The 19,285-nt window shown below is 36.0% G+C and carries 11 protein-coding genes; 3 read left to right on the top strand and 8 right to left on the bottom strand.

Annotated elements, in window-relative coordinates; genetic code table 11:
- Window positions 1-115: 115 nt before the first annotated feature.
- Window positions 116-2,113 carry a S8 family peptidase gene (locus SNE38_RS06315; RefSeq protein WP_336046141.1) on the bottom strand — a complete coding sequence of 666 codons (1,998 nt, stop codon included), beginning with the start codon at window positions 2,111-2,113 and terminating at the stop codon, window positions 116-118.
- A 339-nt stretch (window positions 2,114-2,452) separates the two neighbouring features.
- A complete protein-coding gene (locus SNE38_RS06310; protein ID WP_191703156.1) occupies window positions 2,453-5,752 on the bottom strand; it encodes a DUF6359 domain-containing protein in 3,300 nt (1,099 codons plus the stop codon).
- A gap of 407 nt (window positions 5,753-6,159) precedes the next feature.
- Between SNE38_RS06310 and SNE38_RS06305 the strand changes: the two genes are divergently transcribed.
- Both SNE38_RS06305 and SNE38_RS06300 read left to right on the top strand, forming a co-directional pair.
- Entirely contained in the window at window positions 6,160-6,378 is a 219-nt protein-coding gene (locus SNE38_RS06305) for a hypothetical protein (protein ID WP_336046140.1), read from the top strand.
- A 285-nt stretch (window positions 6,379-6,663) separates the two neighbouring features.
- Entirely contained in the window at window positions 6,664-7,554 is an 891-nt protein-coding gene (locus SNE38_RS06300; RefSeq protein ID WP_336046139.1) for a sulfurtransferase, read from the top strand.
- A 118-nt stretch (window positions 7,555-7,672) separates the two neighbouring features.
- Here the strand turns inward: SNE38_RS06300 and SNE38_RS06295 are convergent, their stop codons facing one another.
- Window positions 7,673-11,110 carry an S-layer homology domain-containing protein gene (locus tag SNE38_RS06295; RefSeq protein WP_336046138.1) on the bottom strand — a complete coding sequence of 1,146 codons (3,438 nt, stop codon included), beginning with the start codon at window positions 11,108-11,110 and terminating at the stop codon, window positions 7,673-7,675.
- Between the two features lie 523 nt (window positions 11,111-11,633).
- Here SNE38_RS06295 and SNE38_RS06290 point away from each other — a divergent pair.
- Entirely contained in the window at window positions 11,634-13,259 is a 1,626-nt protein-coding gene (locus tag SNE38_RS06290) for an LTA synthase family protein (protein ID WP_336046137.1), read from the top strand.
- Window positions 13,260-13,802: 543 nt separating this feature from the next.
- Here SNE38_RS06290 and SNE38_RS06285 read toward each other — a convergent pair.
- The 5 genes from SNE38_RS06285 to SNE38_RS06265 all read right to left on the bottom strand — a co-directional run bounded on the left by SNE38_RS06285 (window position 13,803) and on the right by SNE38_RS06265 (window position 19,280).
- Complete coding sequence (locus tag SNE38_RS06285; RefSeq protein ID WP_336046136.1) at window positions 13,803-15,500, bottom strand: phospho-sugar mutase; 1,698 nt, start codon at window positions 15,498-15,500, stop codon at window positions 13,803-13,805.
- Complete coding sequence (locus SNE38_RS06280; RefSeq protein WP_336046135.1) at window positions 15,501-16,775, bottom strand: glucose-6-phosphate isomerase; 1,275 nt, start codon at window positions 16,773-16,775, stop codon at window positions 15,501-15,503.
- A 133-nt stretch (window positions 16,776-16,908) separates the two neighbouring features.
- Entirely contained in the window at window positions 16,909-18,048 is a 1,140-nt protein-coding gene (locus SNE38_RS06275) for an aminotransferase class I/II-fold pyridoxal phosphate-dependent enzyme (RefSeq protein ID WP_336046134.1), read from the bottom strand.
- A 1-nt stretch (window position 18,049) separates the two neighbouring features.
- The gene (locus tag SNE38_RS06270; protein ID WP_336046133.1) at window positions 18,050-18,715 is read right to left on the bottom strand and encodes an acetyltransferase; all 666 of its coding nucleotides are present in this window, start codon (window positions 18,713-18,715) and stop codon (window positions 18,050-18,052) included.
- Window positions 18,684-19,280: a sugar transferase gene (locus tag SNE38_RS06265; RefSeq protein WP_336046132.1), complete on the bottom strand. Its 597-nt coding sequence runs from the start codon at window positions 19,278-19,280 to the stop codon at window positions 18,684-18,686. The genes SNE38_RS06270 and SNE38_RS06265 overlap by 32 nt, the downstream gene beginning before the upstream one ends.
- Window positions 19,281-19,285 lie beyond the last annotated feature (5 nt).

Below are 19,285 nucleotides of genomic sequence, written 5' to 3'. Positions count from 1 at the left end.
GGCTGTACAATCCTCATTAAGTACTAGAAAAGCGGCATTTCACTTAATGTGAAATGCCGCTTTTTAATATTATGCCAAAACCAACCTTTGTTTTAATAAGATATAAGAGAACTTACTATTTTAACCGTTTCAATAATTGCTCTTTCTCTTTACTATTAGGCAACTCACGTACCAGCTTTATTGCTAAATTACGATTTGTCTCTGTTTTTTTCTTCTCGTAATTTGCGACACGTACTTTTGCTTTAGCCATATTATTATTTACGGTTTTTTGAATTTTCTTTTCGAGCAGGGTACGTTGCTTATCATCAAATATTGCTTGTATAAACTCCTTAGCATTATTGTAATTCTTTAATGTTTGTTTTTTCTCATATAAAGAAATTTTAGCTGTCGCTTGTTTAACCGCAGTTTGTACTTGTTTATTCATTTTTTCCATTAAATCAGATTTGATGGACGAATCTGGTAAACTATTAATTGAAAAATGTGCATCATCATAGTTCTTTTTTGTAGGTTGCTTTTCATATTGCGCTATGCTGTCAATAGCGTTTTTTGCAAACAATTGTAATCCTTCATTTAATGCTATTTCAAGCTCCTGCTTCGCCTTTAAGGAAGGAAGTTTTTTTAATTCGGCATCTGCCTTTTTGTAATTATAAATTGTTTTATTTTTGCTAAATACATTTACAGCATTTACAGCCGGCTCAATTAAGGCAGCAATTACAGCATCTATTTCCTTTTGTTTGCGAAACTTTAAATCTGTCGAAACAACCTCTGTTAAAAGCTCATTTAATTGGTTATTTTTCTGCTCATTAGGATTTTTCGCAAAGTCCGCTAATATTTGATCGATTTGTGTAATGATTGTTTGCTGTGATTTATTCCATTCATTTTTTAAAGCTAATTTTTCTATTGTATTGGGCATTGTTTCAATTTTACTAAATTTTGATTTTACCGATACATCGCTATTTAATATTTCATTAATGACCTGACTATTCGGAAGTTGAATTTTCGGAAGACCATATCCATATAAAGTATCATATCCAACATCACCTAAATCTTCTGCGATATAGCGTAACCCTTCGCGCAACTCTGCAGGTGTAGCATATGGATACTGTTCCATTAACAGTGCAAGTAACCCTGTAATATGAGGTGTTGCCATTGAAGTTCCATTATATGTTGCATATTGCCCATTTAAATATGTACTGTAAATTTCTTCACCCGGTGCTGCAAAATCATTTGTATCACCTGTTCCGCTAAATGAAGAACGTTTGAATTGACGATTAATTGATGCTACAGATATCACTTCATCATGACGCGCCGGGTAATTAATTGTATTTCCCGTTCCACTGTCATTTCCTTCATTACCGCTTGCTGCAACAATCATAATGCCGTTGTCAGCAGCCTTTTTTACGCCTTCATGAAGAGATTTTGCATATTCTAAATCACCGAAACTTAAATTAATGATGTCCATCTTGTTTTCAATTGCCCAGTCAATTGCTTTTAAGACATCGGCTACATCGCCTTTACCATCTTTTCCAATTGCTTTTAAGGCATAAACTTCAGCATTTGGCGCAATGCCGGCTACACCAGTTCCGTTATGCTTCCCAGTAATAATTCCAGCAACATGCGTGCCGTGACCATGATCATCTTCATAGCTATCTCCTACAAAAGCAACCCCACCTGCAATAGTAAGATCTGAATGGTTTGCAACTCCAGAATCGATAATTGCAATCTTTACACCTTCACCAGTAAATCCAGCATTCCATCCTTGTTGGACATCCATCGCTTTTAAATTCCAGCGTTCCAATTCAGCAGTCGATAGGTTTGCTACTTTAAACTGATGTTGAATAGAAAATGAAAGATTTTCTTCATAGAATTCAATATGTTTATCCTTCTTTAATGCTTGTAATCGCTCTTCTGAAATATTAATTTCCAGTAAAGGAAGTTGATTATATTCCTTAATGACCGAATCCGATTGTTGTATAATCTGCTTCTTATCATACTCTGCGGCATATTTAACAATAATATTTGTTTGTTGTTCCGAAGCAGCTTCCCCACTAGATAATGGTGTTAACATCATCATTACGAAAAACAAAACAATTCCAAAAATAACTTTCTTCATACCTTACACCTCTTACTTAATAAGTATAGATTCCCTATATATAACATATCACATTCATCAAAAAAACCCAGCCTCTTCCATAAAAATTTCAGTGACTGGATACTATATTGATATTTTAATGAGGCTGGGACAAAACCAAAAACATCATTTTTCTCCGAGAGAAAAATGATGTTTTTTCGCTGTATACAAAATTGATTTCCATTACGAGGACGCTTTCCACGGGCGTGACACCTGAGCCTGTAGGAGTCGCTCCTCCATTCCAATCAATTTTATTAAATATCCATTTCTTAATAAGATTTCTTTTTATTCAATGAGATTTCTACGTATGTCCCACTCTCATTACTTAAATTCAATATCCTCTGCTGAAGCTCCTTTTGTATACGTAATGTTCGCTCCTGCAGGTAAATTGCGAATTTCTTTTACATTTTTGCCTTCAATAATAATTTTGCCTATTTGCGTTCCTTTAAAATCAATAATTGCCTTCCCTTTTTTCGGACTGATTGTGACTGTTTTGTCCGCAAATCCTTCTCCGTGGAATTCCGCATATTGACTAAATACCGCCACCCCGTTTTTAATATTCGTATTTTCCCCTAAAGTAAGAGAAATACTAGGGCGATTCATGATTAACTTACCTGTTTTGTAGTTTTTATAGCTGTACACATTTTCAGGTACGATTGGTGTTGGTATCTCTTCTTTCCCTGCCTTCAAGTCAATTTGAACTAATACTGGATCATGGTCCGATGCACGTCCTTGTGCTTCAGTAAAGTTCGCATTAATATGAATCAAATCAATTTCCGTTATATTCGCAAGATTATTTGATACTAAAATATGATCCAGTACTTGGTTATTTCCTTGGAAGTAGTAAGTAAAACGATCTTCTTCCGGTGCTTTATCCACCATGTTCGTTAAAATATCACCTTTTAATGTTTCAAGTGCCGGTGTGAATTCAAAGTCATTCATATCACCTGCTACGACAACATTTAAATCCGGATCTTTTGCAAGGCCTTCATCGATAAAGTCATTGATTGCCTTTGCCAGCTCAAGACGTTCCGGTACAGATCCTAATACTGGGGGTTGTGTTGGTCCCCAAAGTGAATCATCTCCACCTTTAGAATTTAAATGCGCTCCAATAACGATGATTCGTTCATCTTGGAATTCAAATTCTGCAGCAATTGGTTTACGTGTATCTTCAAATTTTGATGGGTCGACAAAACCTGGATTCAATGTCAGGCTTCCTTCTGCTGTCCATGAGTTTGCTTGATCACCCGTTCCTTTTACACCGTCTACTAGTGAAACACGTGTCGGGTTGTACAAGTAACCTACACGAATATTGCCGCCTGGTGCACCACCAACTGTATTGTTAATCGGTGTAACATCGGTCCAATCATAAGAAGGGCCACCTGCAGCTTTGATTGCGTTAATTAAACGCATATAACTTTCTGATGCATCTGCATTTCCTGAATCGATTTGACCATCATTATCCTGTACTTCCACTAATGTAATAATATCCGGCGACTTCATATTATGCACAAAGCTTGAGGCAATTTTTCTTACTTTTTCATCTGGCGTATTTGCACTATTATTCGAGAAGTTTTCGATATTATAAGCTGCGACATTAAGCTTGTCCGCTACTGGTTCCAGATGTGTGACTTCCTGCTGAATATTCGCCTTTGTTACTTCCGGGAACACTTTATTCGTATTCAGTCGGTAGCCATCCGAAAAATTTTCCACAAATCCGATCAGCGCTTCATTAAAACGATCGCCTGATTCATAATTTTTACCTCCTACCCCTTCAAGCATAATCTTTTCCGGGTTATAATCATCAGCAGCAATATTTAAACCGCCATTTACGTTAAATATGTTATTTGTTGTACTCGGTACGACGATTGGTGAATCATTATTATAGATTGGCCCAATTACTCTCGCATCTGGGAATGATACTCGCATGTACTCGATTGATTCCCAGAAATCGATACCGTCTTCCTGTGGATCAAAAATTGCAAAATTGTCATTATCGATAACTTTGTTTGGTGGGAATAAGTCCTCTCCTATAACAAGAGGTTCTGGCATTACTGTATTACCTGTTTTTGTAATTGTTGTTGCTGTAATTTGTGTATCTTTTAAACGCGTGTTTCCACCTACTTCAATTACATCACCTGTTACTTTTACAGTGTCTCCAACTACTACATTGTGCGCCGATTTATTTACTTTAATCGCTGTTGATTTTACGCCATCGAATGCCGACTCATCTTCTTGCATTATAAAGCTCGAAGAATCCATAACAAATGTTACGACTCCTTCTACATCATTTAAAGATAAACCTAGATATGGCGATGTATGTCCCGCCCCTTGAATATCACTAATTATTGCATTTTCAGTATCAATAATTTCGTAAACAAACATTGCAATTGCACTGTTTGTTAAACCTTCCTTCACCGCTACCGCTTTAATCGTCATCGGATTATTAACCGTAATCTCACCTGTATACTTTGTACTTGCTGTAGTTGGTGTTGAGCCATCCAATGTGTAATAAATTGTTGCACCTTCTGTAATTGTAGAAAGTGTTACGTTCGTACCTGCTGTCACCCCACCCGTATGAGAAGCTTTAACGTCCTGAACTTTCGTCGTATCTTCTATGATACGGATTGGAAGCAGCTGATGGTTTGTAAATTGACCAACGATGCCCGTAATTTCACCATACGTTTTACCAGTAACCAAACCGGAATTTCTTGTTTTATCATAAATAGCGAATGTACCAGCCGTGTCTGTTCCTGTGAAGTTTTGCCCTGATCCAGTAATTGCTACATTTTTAATCGTTACTAGTCTTGATTCATTTTCTTCTGTAATGCCTGCACTTGTCACGATATGTGGCTGTGGTACTACCGAGGAAACCGGTGTGCCTACGAGCGTAATATTTGTTAATTGTTTTAATCCACTGTACTCAGCTACTTTGCCTTGAACTGTTACAAGGTCTCCCACCTTAGCAGAAAGACTATCTACAGGGTAAATTGCAATTGCTGCTCCATCTTCATCTTGGATATGAGCTGTAGCCGTTTCTAACTTTGCTGTCACAATGCCTGATACAATCACAACTTCCCCGATTGCAGCTTTACGTGCATCGCTAATAGAAATAATTTCTCCATCTGGAGGATCAGTTGGCTCGCCCGGATTAGGTGGATTCTCTCCAACAAAAGTTATGGCAGATAAAGATTTTATTCCTGCATGGTTCCCAAAGTATTTCTCCAACGAACCTGTTAATTTAATTTTAACCCCTAAATTACTTGGGTTCGATTTTAAACCAAATTCAGCTCTAAATGTAGAAGGTGAAGATGGTAATTGAATATAAAGCATTTTCGTTACATCTGTTTCACCCGGAGTTTGTGCTATCGCAATATTAGTATCGCTTTCTGCTTCCACCACATAGGTCGTTTCACTTTTGGCAAACCCTACTATATAACCCTCTACAGTAACATTTGGCTTAACAGTCGTTGCATCAAACAAACTGATTGCTTCATCAACCCCAATGGCCTCTGTCGTTTCCGCATTTACAACTGCCAGATGAGGTAAAATCATTGAAATTACAAGTAAAAATGATAATGCAATTTTAGAAATGAAATGATTAATTCCTGTTTTATTCATTCATTTAGCTCCTTATCGTGTTTTATAGTTTGGATGGATTAAAAATGTAAAACTTAAAAAACTATCATTTTACTCCAAATGGTTATATATCCTCTCCTTATCTCACTATTTCTTATAATCATTATGGTTAACGGATTTATTTTAACAGGAAAATGTTAAATAAATTGTAAGATAATAAGAATTTTTAGAATTATGATTAAAATACATATTTGATACTATTAATGATGTAAATAAAACATTACTAAATACCTTCTATTAACTTTAAAGATATATGTGAATTGGACGGTATGCTATTTTAAAAATGCCTAAAAGTAAATTTTGATTACAAATTAATAAAATTCTTATTATCGGTTAATCTATAGAGTGAAAAGGTTAGGACATATCCTAATTAGCTTTTTCAAAACTTAATGGAGGTTGAGGTATCAAATATGAACAAAAATTCTAACAAAATCATTGTTAAGAAGGCACATTCTGTGAATAAGTTACAAGTCAATCAAGTGCGTCAGAAGTTCCTGCATGAAGAATTTGGTTCTGAACTACACCCCGGTTCATCCAACAAACTTGCAGAAAAACAGAAATCTACAGAAAAAAATCAACCTGTTAGTGAACGCACAGCTTGGAACTAGTTTATATTTGAATACAATTCAACACATTGAAGAGAGGGAATCAAGGTTTGACCTTGGTTTCTTTTCTTTGTGTAGAGGCAGGTACTCATGAGTATATTTTGTTTTTTCGGTCTACCTATCCTTTTATACTTTCTACTTCTTTAAATGAAATTTTAACTTTACTAAGGGAAGTAGCAAATCACTAAATATTCCATACATATCAAATGAATTTACTAGACATTTGTGCTAAAGTAAAATTTATACAGATAGAGACTAAACAAAATAGAGAAATGGAGTTTGTTAAAGATGAGAACTATACCTTATTTAGTAGATGGCGACTGGTTAGAAGCACGTCTAAAGGATCCAAACTTACGCTTAATCGATGCCTCTACTTTTTTAAAAATTCCAGAAGGCCAAGGTTTGCCAGAATTATGGTCTGGTTTTGAAGCATACCAGGAAGAACATATCCCGGGAGCTGCTTATGCTGATTTACTAAAGGATTTCACTAATCCCAATGGAACGGCACCTTTTACAATTGCAACCCGAGAACAATTTCTAAAAGCAGTGGAACCGTTAGGAATTACGGATGAATCATATGTAGTAATCTATGACCGTGGTCCATTAGTAAATGTCGATATATTAGCATCCGATTGGTCAGCACGTTTACGCTGGCAGTTAAAATATGAAGGCTTTGATAATGTAGCTGTGCTGGACGGCGGATTCCGTAAATGGAAGCTCGACGGACGCCCAACAGAATCGGGCATTTCAGAATATGAGCCGAAGCCATTTGCTAGTGAACGCCGCGAACATTTAATTGTCTCAAAAGATGAGGTAAAAGCAGCATTGGGTGATGAAAATATTGTGTTAATCAATAGTTTGTCAGAGGCCGATTTCCGTGGTGAAACAACAACCTACCCACGCCCTGGTCATATCCCTGGAAGCAAACATGCCTTTTTCGGTGCTCATTCTAATCCGGAAACCCGCTTACTTAACGACGAAGTTACGTTACGAGCAACATTTGAAAAGTTAGGCGCACTTGATCCAAACAAAAAAGTCATTACTTACTGTGGTGGCGGAATTGCCGCGACATGGAACGCGTTATTATTGAATAAATTAGGTCAGGAAAACGTGGCGGTGTATGATGGTTCGTTGAATGAATGGGCCAGCGATGAGAGTTGTCCGTTGGTGAGGGGATGACCGAGGTCTTTCCCACGAATTATATAATATGAGAAACGACCCTCGTCCAAATCATCAACCATAAACATACAAAAAAACTGCGTGATTCCTTAATACTAGGATCACGCAGTTTCTATCATTACTGATTAATGCTTACTTCAAGCTCTTTTATTTCACCATTTTCATCACGGAAACGAATTGTTACTTTTGTTATATCTGTTTCAATCAAACTTGCAAATCTTATTTTATTAAATGAAATATTAATTTTTCCATCCTCAGTAGTTGTTACTGCAATGCCATCTGCACCTGTAATAGTTATTGTGTCTGCAGTTGTACCAGCAATTATCTCAATTGAGTCAATTGTCGTTAATTGCGTAATTTCTGTGTTTGTAAACGCAATATTTACTGTGTCAGCTGTAGTTGTAATTACACCTGCTGTATCATTCGTAGTATTCTCTGGAGTTTCTGTTTCTTCTCCCGGGTTATCCGTGTCTTCTTCTGGATATTCAACTTGTGGTTCACGTGGCTCTGATAAAGTATTAACTGGTCGAACTTCTACATTCTCACCATTATTCGTTACAACTAAATCAAATACGTTCCAATAAATCTCTGTCCCTTCACCTTCTGGTATTTCGAAAATATGGGCTGGAGCTGTCGCATTCCCTAAGAACACTTGAACTTTTGCTCCAGATGTACGTAGTGTATTACTACCATAGAAATGATGTACATAGAAACGGTATTCTCCATCTAATAATTGACGAATTGTTGTCGTTTCTGGACCGTAAGAATCTACATCATCCCAATCTAAATCCGCATAAACGATTCCATTTGAAGTTGTACGCTTCTCCCCGAAATAAATGTGGAATTGCTCACCATCTACTGTCGGCCCCTCTAAATGAGAATCTAAATCACTTGGATCCTTGTCCCAAGAAAGCATAATTTTAATTTCTTGTGAAGCTGCTGCACGGATGGCTGTTTCATGTTGATCCGTTAAAAATACATCCGTAGAAGCATTTCCAATCATGTAAGAAGTCACATAACCAGGTGCTGAGAATTCCCCTGTATAAACGCCTGCTGGTAAAGTCACTGAATAGTAACCGTACGCATCTGTTGTTGCAGTTGCTACTACCTCACCTTGTGTAGTACCTGAACCTGCACGGAATTTAATCGATAAGTTTGGAATACCAACATATTGAATATCTGTAATACGACCTGCAAAGCCTGTTTTTACTTCGTATGAAGAAGCTAAATCAACCCCAGTTACTTTAGCATTTTTAGAAGTTACTTTCACTTGAACAGTTTTCCCAGCATTTTCAGCCACATGAAGTGGTGTATACGTAATACGTTGTTTATTTGCATCATATTCTAAACCTTGTAATACCACTTCATTGCCATCAATGTATGCTTTCACTTCAAAATCAGACATCGTTAAGCCAGCAATAAAGTTTGTTAATTGTAACGAAATTGCATTTTGTGAAGCTAACGCCGATGTTAATGTTGCCGTTGCATTTGGATCAGAGTAGCTCTCTGTAACTGTTTCACCAGCAATATTTACTGAACTGTATCCACGATTAATGTCTAATACTAAGTTTTGTGGACGTTGAGATAGTGTAGAGCCTTCTGCATTAATGTGAGCTTGTTGAATAACGCCCTTACCTAATACTTCTGCTGCTGCATTTAATACTAATGTACGAATATCCGTGTGTTCACTTAAATTAATACGAACATTTGTCGCTCGTGAGTTAATTGTTTCAAATACACCCGTTAATTCAACTTGGAAGCCTTCACCAGCTGTTTGCATTGCTTCAGAAACAGTGATGTCTTCAAAGCCAGAAGAACCCTCAGCTAAGTTTTGCTCAACTACTAAAGTTGGTGTTTCTAATTGTACTTCATATACTTGTGTGCTACCTTGTGCAACAATACGAACAGCACCTGTATTTTTATTTACGATTACTATCGCTAATACTGAGTCAGTAAAGTAAATACTGTTTTTACCGCCGCCTTTAACGATCGTTTGACCCGTTACATTAACACCATTTAAATGAACATCTCCTTCACCGATACCTTCACCTAAAATAAGATTGCCGTTAATTGTAACATTTTGTAAGTTTACATCCGCTGTATTAATGAATAAATCACCAGTAATTACTTGTTTGCCTGTTGTTGGACCATATGTACCTGCTGCAGAAATTGTAGAGCCTGAAATTTGTTCCACACGATTACCATTGGATGTTGGAATGTATCCTGAGTTCGAGCCAGAAGTTGTCGGTGCTTCTACCTTAACCCCATCAGCTGTTACGATTTGAGCGATATTTGATTTAATCGACTCATAGTTTTTAATAACATCAACTGCACTAGCACCTACTGGTAATATAAATTTACCGACCTTAGTATTTGTACCTAAAGTAATGTTTGAGTCTTTTTCAAGAACGTTTACTGTTTTAATTGTTCCTTCGATATTAATAGAAACTGTACCAGCTTTCACTACAGTTAATGTATCCACAGTTGCTGTACCAGCTACCGTTGTATCATTACGGTTTACTTCAATTGTAGGAGTAGTAACCTGATCCAATGTAATTGTAGAACCTTTTGTGCTATTAGCTACAATTGCTCCTAAAGATGCTACTGGAGAAGCTTTAATAGGATCAATAACTAATTTCCCTTGAATTGTAGCATTTGAAATTTTAACGGATGCGCTATTAAGTATTACGTTACCAGAGATAATCGCTTGTCCTAAATCTAATACTGCAGGTGCTTCTTCAGAGCTAGCGGCTGCAATTGATAAAGTTTTCACTTCTACTATTTCATTATTTTTTACAACTGCTGTTATTTGTGCACCTTTTAAAGCGGCTGCATTTGAATCGGTGAAAATTGCTTGTGTTGCTGAAGCGGCTTTTAATTCGCCTGTTGAAGTTTTAATAGTAGTTCCTGTAACTTCATTAATCGTGAATGTTGCTTCTTCATTAGCCTGAACATTTTCTGCACGTACCACAAAAGTTGCTAATTGGCCGCGCGTTACATTAGATGCACCATCAAATGTAGTAGCTGTTTTACCTGTAGTTACTTTGTTTACATATAATGCTTCAATATATTGTGCATAATCTTTACGAACATCCGTAAATGGTATATCACCTTCTAATGTTACTAGCTTAAAGCCATTAGCAATCATTTTCGCCATGTGGTTACGTAAAATCGGTTCGCCTTGACGGAACGTTTGATCTTCATACCCACTAATAATTCCCGCATTGGCTAAAGCGGCAATCGCGCCGAAATATTGATGATTTTCCGGAATATCTTTAAAGCCTGGATTTGTTACGTTTACTGTATCCAGCCCTAAAGCACCAGCTAAAATTTTCGCTGCTTGTCCACGCGTCACCTGAGCATTCGGGCGGAATGTACCATCAGAAAAGCCTTGGATTATCCCCCGTTGTTGTAGGTTTAATATATCATTATAAAAATAATCAGTCGTCTTTAAATCTTTAAAACTTGCCTCAGCAGTCGCTGGAGCTACTACGGCAATGGCAGACCCCACAAGCGCTGTTGCAAGTGCTGCATTCAAATACTTTTTCTTAGTCATTATCTCATTTCTCCCTTTTTGTAAACACTAGAATGGTTTAAGTGCCGTTATTTAATAAAACCTAACGACTAAAAGCCTAGGTTTAATTATAAGTAAAAATAATTATTTATATCCATAATTTACAATATTAGAGGGTAACATGGTATATAACAGTAGAAATAGGATGAAATTGAGAGGTATGAAGCGAAAATCGTGATGGAGAATTATATTGACGATGATATTACAAATATTAATTAATATAATACATTGTATGTGAAATTGGATGAAATAACCATTAAATTTTAATCATCACTCATGGAACATTACTTTGCATTCTTGTTTCAAATATAAGGAGGTAACTAAAAATAATAGGAGCAATTTATCTAACATAATTTATCTAGATTTGTAATCACTCTACATTAGTACGATCAAAACAAAAAAGGTCAATCTTATAAATGAATTTGCAAAGTATATTGCTTTTTTTTTATGGTCGTTATAAGTTTATATTATTGAAGTACTGTATAAATTATTAAGGAGAAACGTAATGACCCAAATTAAAAAGATTTTAACAACTCCATTACTTAAAATGTACGTTTCTATTTTATTTTCACTTGTAATTTCATTCGAAGCTGATTATTATAAACTGGCTGTTACTAGCGCAATTGAAATATTTTTAATCACAATTATTACAGGGTGGATTTTCAAAAAGAGAAAGATAGTTGCTTACATTTTCAACTCACTCTTAACACTTATGGTGCTTGCGCAGGTTATTAGCTGGCTTTTTTCAGGAGGCTATATCTCAGCTATTATGATTGGAAATATTGCATTTGTTAAAGCACTTGGAGATGAACTTCCAATGTATATTTTAGGTAGCGCTATAATCGTTTTTATTTCATTTTATCCAATATTTTTTTCAGGAAAAAAATTCCGTTTAGGGAATAGTAAGTTGGTTAGTGCTATATCACTTGTTATATTGGCATTTATAATTGGTCTAGGTTTATCTAAGGAACCTGTTGAGGATTCTGCACTCTCAAACCTATTTCATACAGGCCGTCAAATTGCAGAGAGTAAGTATAAAACCTATATGTTAAAGAGAACTAGAGAGGAACTGATTGCAAAACAACTTGGGGTATTTGAGAAAAGATCGGTTGAGGATGGTAGTAAGAAACCGTCAAATTTAGGGTCAAAACCAAACGTTATTATTATTTGGACTGAAGGTATGTCTAAAGAATTAATAGATGGTAGTATTAAAGATTTAATGCCTAATATGCAAAATTTTGAATCAAAATCTATTTCATTTGAAGATTATTATAATCACACGGCGGCTACACTTCGAGGACTTCGAGGACAGATGATTTCTGGATATCAATACCCAGATTTAGACGTAGATCCCAAATCACTTCAGAAAAATCGCCTTGTCTCTTTGGAGGATATTATGAATGATAAGGGATACGAAACTATTTTTATTAACTCTGAGCCAAATATTGAAATTTTTACAGACTTCTTAAATTCATTGAGATATGACAAAGTTGTTGATAATGGTGATTTAACAGGATACACAACAGACAAAGAATTGTTTGAACAATTAGCAACTGTCTCGCAAAAAGTCGATCAACCATATTTTCTTGGAACGTATAATATAGGAACTCACCACGGGTTTGACAGTGCGCATGTTAAGTATGGTGACGGAAAAGACAAAGTTTTAAACCGTTGGGCTAACTATGATAGATGGTTTGGTCAATTCTTTGGAGAATTCCAAAACAACTCAAAGTATGATAATACGATTTTGATTGTAACAACTGATCACGCATCTTATAACTCACCAGAGTATAAAGAAGCATTGAACTCAACTCAAGAAACGTTCATATCAGAAATCCCTTTTATGATTTATTATAAAGGTGTTGAACCTAAAAAAATCAGCGTGTCAGGAAGAAACTCATTAAACTTAACACCTACAATCCTAGACCTTCTAGACTATGAAAAAGAAAAAAATTATTTTTTAGGTTCTTCATTATTTGATAGTAAAGAGGTTTCTGCCTATGAAACGATTAGTGCTATTGGTGATATCTATTATAAAACTTCAGTTGATGGAGTAAAGGAAATTAAAGATATTACTTCGATATCTGTTATAAAAAATATACAAGATTTTTATTTGATTTCTAGTAAGTAAATTCTAGTGTTTCATTTTTCATAAACTTTACAAGGAAATATTTTAGAGAATTAACTTCTTCATATATCAAAATGTGGACTCACTAATAAAAGATTTTTAATATCATAAATTTAGTAAAGAGGCTGGAGCTTCCCTGGAAATCAAAAGCTATTGCCCTCCTTTGACGAACCCTTTCCTGGATTTACAGAGAGACTATAGGCTCCCCCTGTAAATTCAGCTTTTTTGTTAATATTTCACACTTAAAATTCTACTTTATTGAAAATAAAACTGATTAGTTAAGAATATTGAAAGAAGGGAAACTATATTTCCCTAACTTTATCAATTAAAGAAAATTGTTTATGATTCATTAAAATCTATTGTAGTAGATGCAGGACTTAGCGGTATTTAATCTAGTTCATTCTATACATCTGACTTTTTGAATTGCATATACTAATAATTGATTTACGAGAAAAGTGACAGTGTAAAAGCAAACTTTATGGATAATACTATGCACTTACTCAAATAATTCATCTATTTCAATACCATCTATTAAACATGCAACAGTCATACTAAAATACTTTCTTTTAGTATCACTAGGAAATGATTTGCTCGCTCTGCAGTTTCTCTAACAACTCCAAAATAAAACTTACATTTCGGTTCTGTTCCAGAAGGGCGAATAGCAATCCAAGAATTATCCTCTAGTACAAATTTTAATACATTTTCTTTCGGTAAGGTAATTGGCTCTGTAGTGCCATCCTGTAATGTTGCCATTCCTGTTAAATAATCTTCAACGCGTACAACATCTAGCCCAGCAATTTCTTTTGGTGTGTTTATACGGAAGCTATTCAAAATGGCCTTCATCTGCTCTTGACCGTCTTTTCCTTCAAATACTTTAGACACAAGCGCTTCCTTATAGTAGCCAAACTGCTCATACAATTCTTCTAAAGCATCAAGCAATGTTTTTTCTTGTGTTGAATAATAAGCAGCCATTTCTGCAACTTTTAAAGCAACTTGGACCGCATCTTTATCACGAGCAAATGTCTCAATTAGATAACCGTAGCTTTCCTCATAACCGAATAAATATGTATGAGCTTTTGTCATTTCAAACTCCGCAATTTTTTCTGCAATATACTTAAAGCCCGTTAATGTATTGAGTGTTGTTACTCCATAATGAGCTGCAATAGCAGTACCTAGCTCCGATGTAACAATTGTTTTTAACATAGTACCATTATTTGGGAGTGTGCCACTCTCTTGCTTTGTATGCAAAATATAATTTAATAAAAGTGCACCAAGCTGATTGCCTGTAAGAAGCTCATACGAAATACCTTTACGCACAGCTACCCCTAAACGATCCGCATCTGGGTCTGTTGCCAGTAATAGGTCTGCTCCTACTTGGTTACCTAGCTCTATCGCCATAGCAAAGGCCGCGGCTTCTTCCGGGTTTGGATAGGTCACAGTAGGAAAAGCGCCATCTTGTACAGCTTGTTCCTCAACAACATGTACTTCATTAAAACCGAATTTCTTTAAACCTTCTACTACCGGAACAAGTCCTGCTCCGTGTAAAGGAGTGTAAACAAGCTTCATATTATAATCAATATTATTGTTATTTTTTAAAGTTAATAAGTTATTCATGAACTTTTCATCAAAATCTTCCAAGATCCAATGAAACAACCCCTGCTTTTCAAGCTCTGTAACCTCTGCAGCTTCAATCGCAAAAATATCACTAATTTGGTTCATATGCTCGATAATCGCATTTGCACCAGTCGGCACTAGCTGCGCACCGTCCTCACCGTATACTTTGAAGCCATTATACTGCTTTGGATTGTGACTGGCCGTAATGACAACGCCTGCAAAAGCATTTAACTTACGCACTGTAAAAGATAACTGGGGTGTTGGACGTGCCTCTTTATATACATAAGAAGTAATACTATGTGCACCTAATACACGTGCTGTCTCCACCGCAAATTCATATGAAAAATGACGTGTATCGTAAGCAATCGCAACACCACGCTTTTTCGCTTCTTCTCCATTTGAAGAAATATAGCGTGCCAAGCCCTCTGCTACTCGTCGGATTGTATAGATGTTCATACGGTTTGTACCTGCACCGAGGATCCCACGCATGCCACCAGTTCCAAAAGATAAGTTCTGATAAAAACATTCCTCTATTACTTTTTCATCTACACTTATTTGCTTTAATTCATCGGCCAAATAAATAGGAAGTTGTTGCTGCTGCCAATGTTTATATAGTTCTAAACTCATCATTTATTTCTCCTTTAAAAGCTCTAGCATTTTACATTTATATGCTTCTACACCCGGTTGATCAAATGGATTTACTTCAATTAGGCATGCACTCATCGCACAAGCTTTCATGAAAAAGTAAATTAAATAACCTAAATGATATTCATCAAGCTTTGGAAGCTCTAATTGAATAACCGGAACGCCGCCTTCTGCATGAGCTAATGCAGTTCCCTGCTTTGAAATTGCATTAATTTCATTGAAAGTACGACTCGATAAATAATTCAATCCATCTTCATCCCGCTCATCAAATGGTACTTGCAAGTCACCTTCTATTTCATGGAAATGAAGTAAAGTTTCAAACATTATCGGACTGCCCTCCTGGATAAATTGGCCGATTGAATGTAAGTCTGTAGAAAAATTAACTGTTGAAGGATATAAACCTTTCTTTTCCTTCCCTTCACTTTCACCAAATAACTGTTTCCACCACTCATGGAATTTGTTTAACCCAGGTTCAAACGAAGCGAGTAATTCAATTGCATAGCCTTGCTCATACAACATATGACGCATAACGGCATATTTATAGGCATCGTTGTTTGTCAAGTCTGACTCAGAAAGTTCTTCAGCTGCTAGTTTCGCACCCTCCATTAAAATACGAATATCTACACCTGCCACCGCCACTGGTAATAAGCCGACCGGTGTTAACACTGAATAACGTCCACCAATATTTGATGGAATAACGAATTGACGATAGCCCGCTTTATCAGCTATACCTTTTAAAATACCTTTTTCCGCATCCGTCGTTACTATTATACGTTCTGTGGCTTTTTCCCCATAGCGTTCTTCCATATAAAGCCGCATCACACGAAAAGCAAGAGCTGGCTCCATTGTGCCACCTGATTTTGAAATAACATTTATATAAACTTGTTTTTTTTCTAAATATGATAAAAGCTCTTTAATGTAAGCCCCACTCATATTTAGTCCAACATAGACGACTTCAATACCATGTTCAGCTAAGCCAAAATACGGTTTCAATGCTTCTTGAATTGCACGTGCACCTAAAAAAGACCCACCTACTCCAATTACAACTAATACATCTGCGCAGGCACGAATTTCAGATGCAATCCGTTCAATTGATACGAGCAAGTCATGATGGTCTTTAGCTGGTGAATCTACCCAACCTGTTAATTCAAATTGGGGTATGGTTCTATGAATATATTGAACTTGATTTTTATATTTTAAAATGTCATTTTCCTCAAGGGAACAATTTAATAATGTTGTTTTTACGACTTCTTTAATCATTTTTTAATCTCCAATTCTGGTAAATTCAGATACGTCTATTATGACATAAGAAAAAAAGAAAACCAACTCGTAACAAAATATACAAGTTGGTTATTTTAAAATAACTGTTATTTAAGTAATTAAAACTTTTGAATTATTTTAAAGCATTCTTAATAATTTTTATTACGTGTTGCTGCTCTTCTATCGACATTTTCGAATCAGAAGGCAAACAAATGCCTGTAGCGAATAAACGCTCACTTACGACTTCATCTGCTGTATGAGGATAAAACTTACAGCCGACAAACAACGGTTGCATATGTAATGGCTTCCATACTGGACGTGATTCTATATTCGCCTCGTCGAGTTGATCCATCAATGCATACGGGGAAAGACTAATTTTTTCAGGGACCAATGTCATTGTTGAAAGCCAGCGATTTGAAAAACTTCCCTCTAGTTCGGGCATCATATCGATTCCATCTATTTCTTTAAAAGCAGCTGCATAGCGCTCAAAAATAGCACGTTTTTGTGCAATACGCTCATCTAATATTTCTAACTGTCCACGGCCGATACCGGCAACAATATTACTCATACGATAATTATAGCCTACCACACTATGTTGATAATGTTTAGCTGTATCACGAGCCTGTGTTGCAAGAAAACGAGAGCGAGCAATTAAGGTTTCATCGTCTGACACAAGCATTCCACCGCCAGAAGTTGTAATGATTTTATTACCATTAAATGAATAAATACCGAAGTGACCAAATGTTCCGCTTTTCTTTCCTTTATATAATGACCCTAGTGATTCGGCTGCATCTTCGATAACTGGCACATCATATTGTTTGCAAAGTTGAATAATTTCATCCATACGAGCACTTTGTCCATATAAGTTGACAACAATAACTGCTTTCGGAAGTTTACCATCTGTAGCCGCTTCCTGTAATGCCGTTGCCAATGCCTGTGGAGACATATTCCATGTTGTTGGTTCTGAATCGATAAACACCGGTTTTGCTCCTAAATAAAGAATAGGGTTGGCACTTGCGATAAATGTAAGCGTAGAACAAAAAACAACATCATCCGCTTTTACTCCTAACAAATCTAAGGCTAAGTGAATAGCCCCTGTGCCTGAGCTTGTTGCAGAAGCCGCCTTAATACCTACATACTCAGCAAGCTCATTTTCAAAGCCATCCACATTTGCCCCAAGTGGTGCAATCCAGTTTGTATCGAAGGCTTCCTGAATATATTTTTGTTCGGTTCCCCCCATATGCGGGGAAGACAATAAAATTCGTTTTGACATATTAAGAATCCTTCTTTCTTATTTCTTTTGCTGGAGATCCTACAGCAGTAACATTGTTAGAAATATTTTCAATTACAGTACTACCTGCCCCAATTATAGACCAATCACCAACAATTACACTCGGAATAATATTTGAACCTGCACCAATATGACATCCTTCGCCTACTTTAACATTACCTGTTAAAACTGCATTAGGTGAAACATGAGAATAATCCCTTACAATACAATCATGTTCAATCGTACAATTGCTATTAATAATTACATGATTTCCAATAACTGCATCTGCATTAACAACACTACCAGGCATGGCAACAGAACCTACCCCTATAATAGCACTTGGACTTATAATAGCTTTTTTATGTATAATGGTGCCAAACTTAATGCCCTTCTCCGCCAATTCAATAGAAAGCTTCTTTCTAACAGTATTATGACCAATCGCAATAATAACTTCTATACCAGGTGTTATTATACTCTCTAAAAATGAAATAGGTCCTTTCATAAAAGGACCTTCTTTGAAAGGAGAGCTGTATTTATCATCTAATTTAGCAATCACGATGTCACCATTCGACATGATACAATCTTGAATCACTTTACTATGACCAGAATCACCGATTAGTATAAACTTCTTCATAGATTTATCTCCCTTTGTCACCTTTAAATTTTTCAATGGTAACATGTCCCTCTGCACTAATTCCTTCACTAACAAAAACTTTTTTCACTGTCAGTAACAGGATTTTAAAATCCAACCATAATGACCTATTCTCTACATACCACACATCATATTCGAACTTCTGCTCCCATGAAATCGCATTACGACCATTTACCTGTGCCCATCCTGTAATCCCTGGACGTACATCATGGCGACGTGCTTGTCTTTCATTATATAGCGGCAAATATTCTATTAATAATGGGCGTGGCCCTACAAAACTCATATCCCCTTTTAGAACATTCCAAAGCTGAGGTAGTTCATCCAAACTCAGCTTTCGCATCAATTTTCCAAACGATGTCAAGCGTACTGCATCTGGTAACAATTCACCTTGTTCATCGTACGCATCATTCATAGTACGAAATTTATAAACATTAAAAACTTTTGAATTTAACCCTGGACGTTTTTGTCGGAAAATTACTGGTGATCCCAATTTTTTTTTCACAATAAAAAATATTACTAAAAAAATAGGAGAACATATAATTATTAATAGCGTACTCATAATAATATCTATTATTCTTTTCAATTTAT

Source organism: Solibacillus ferritrahens, assembly GCF_037027585.1.
Classification (GTDB): domain Bacteria; phylum Bacillota; class Bacilli; order Bacillales_A; family Planococcaceae; genus Solibacillus; species Solibacillus ferritrahens.
The sequence above is the reverse complement of the archived record's forward strand: the minus strand, read 5'-3'. Positions and strand labels throughout refer to the sequence as shown.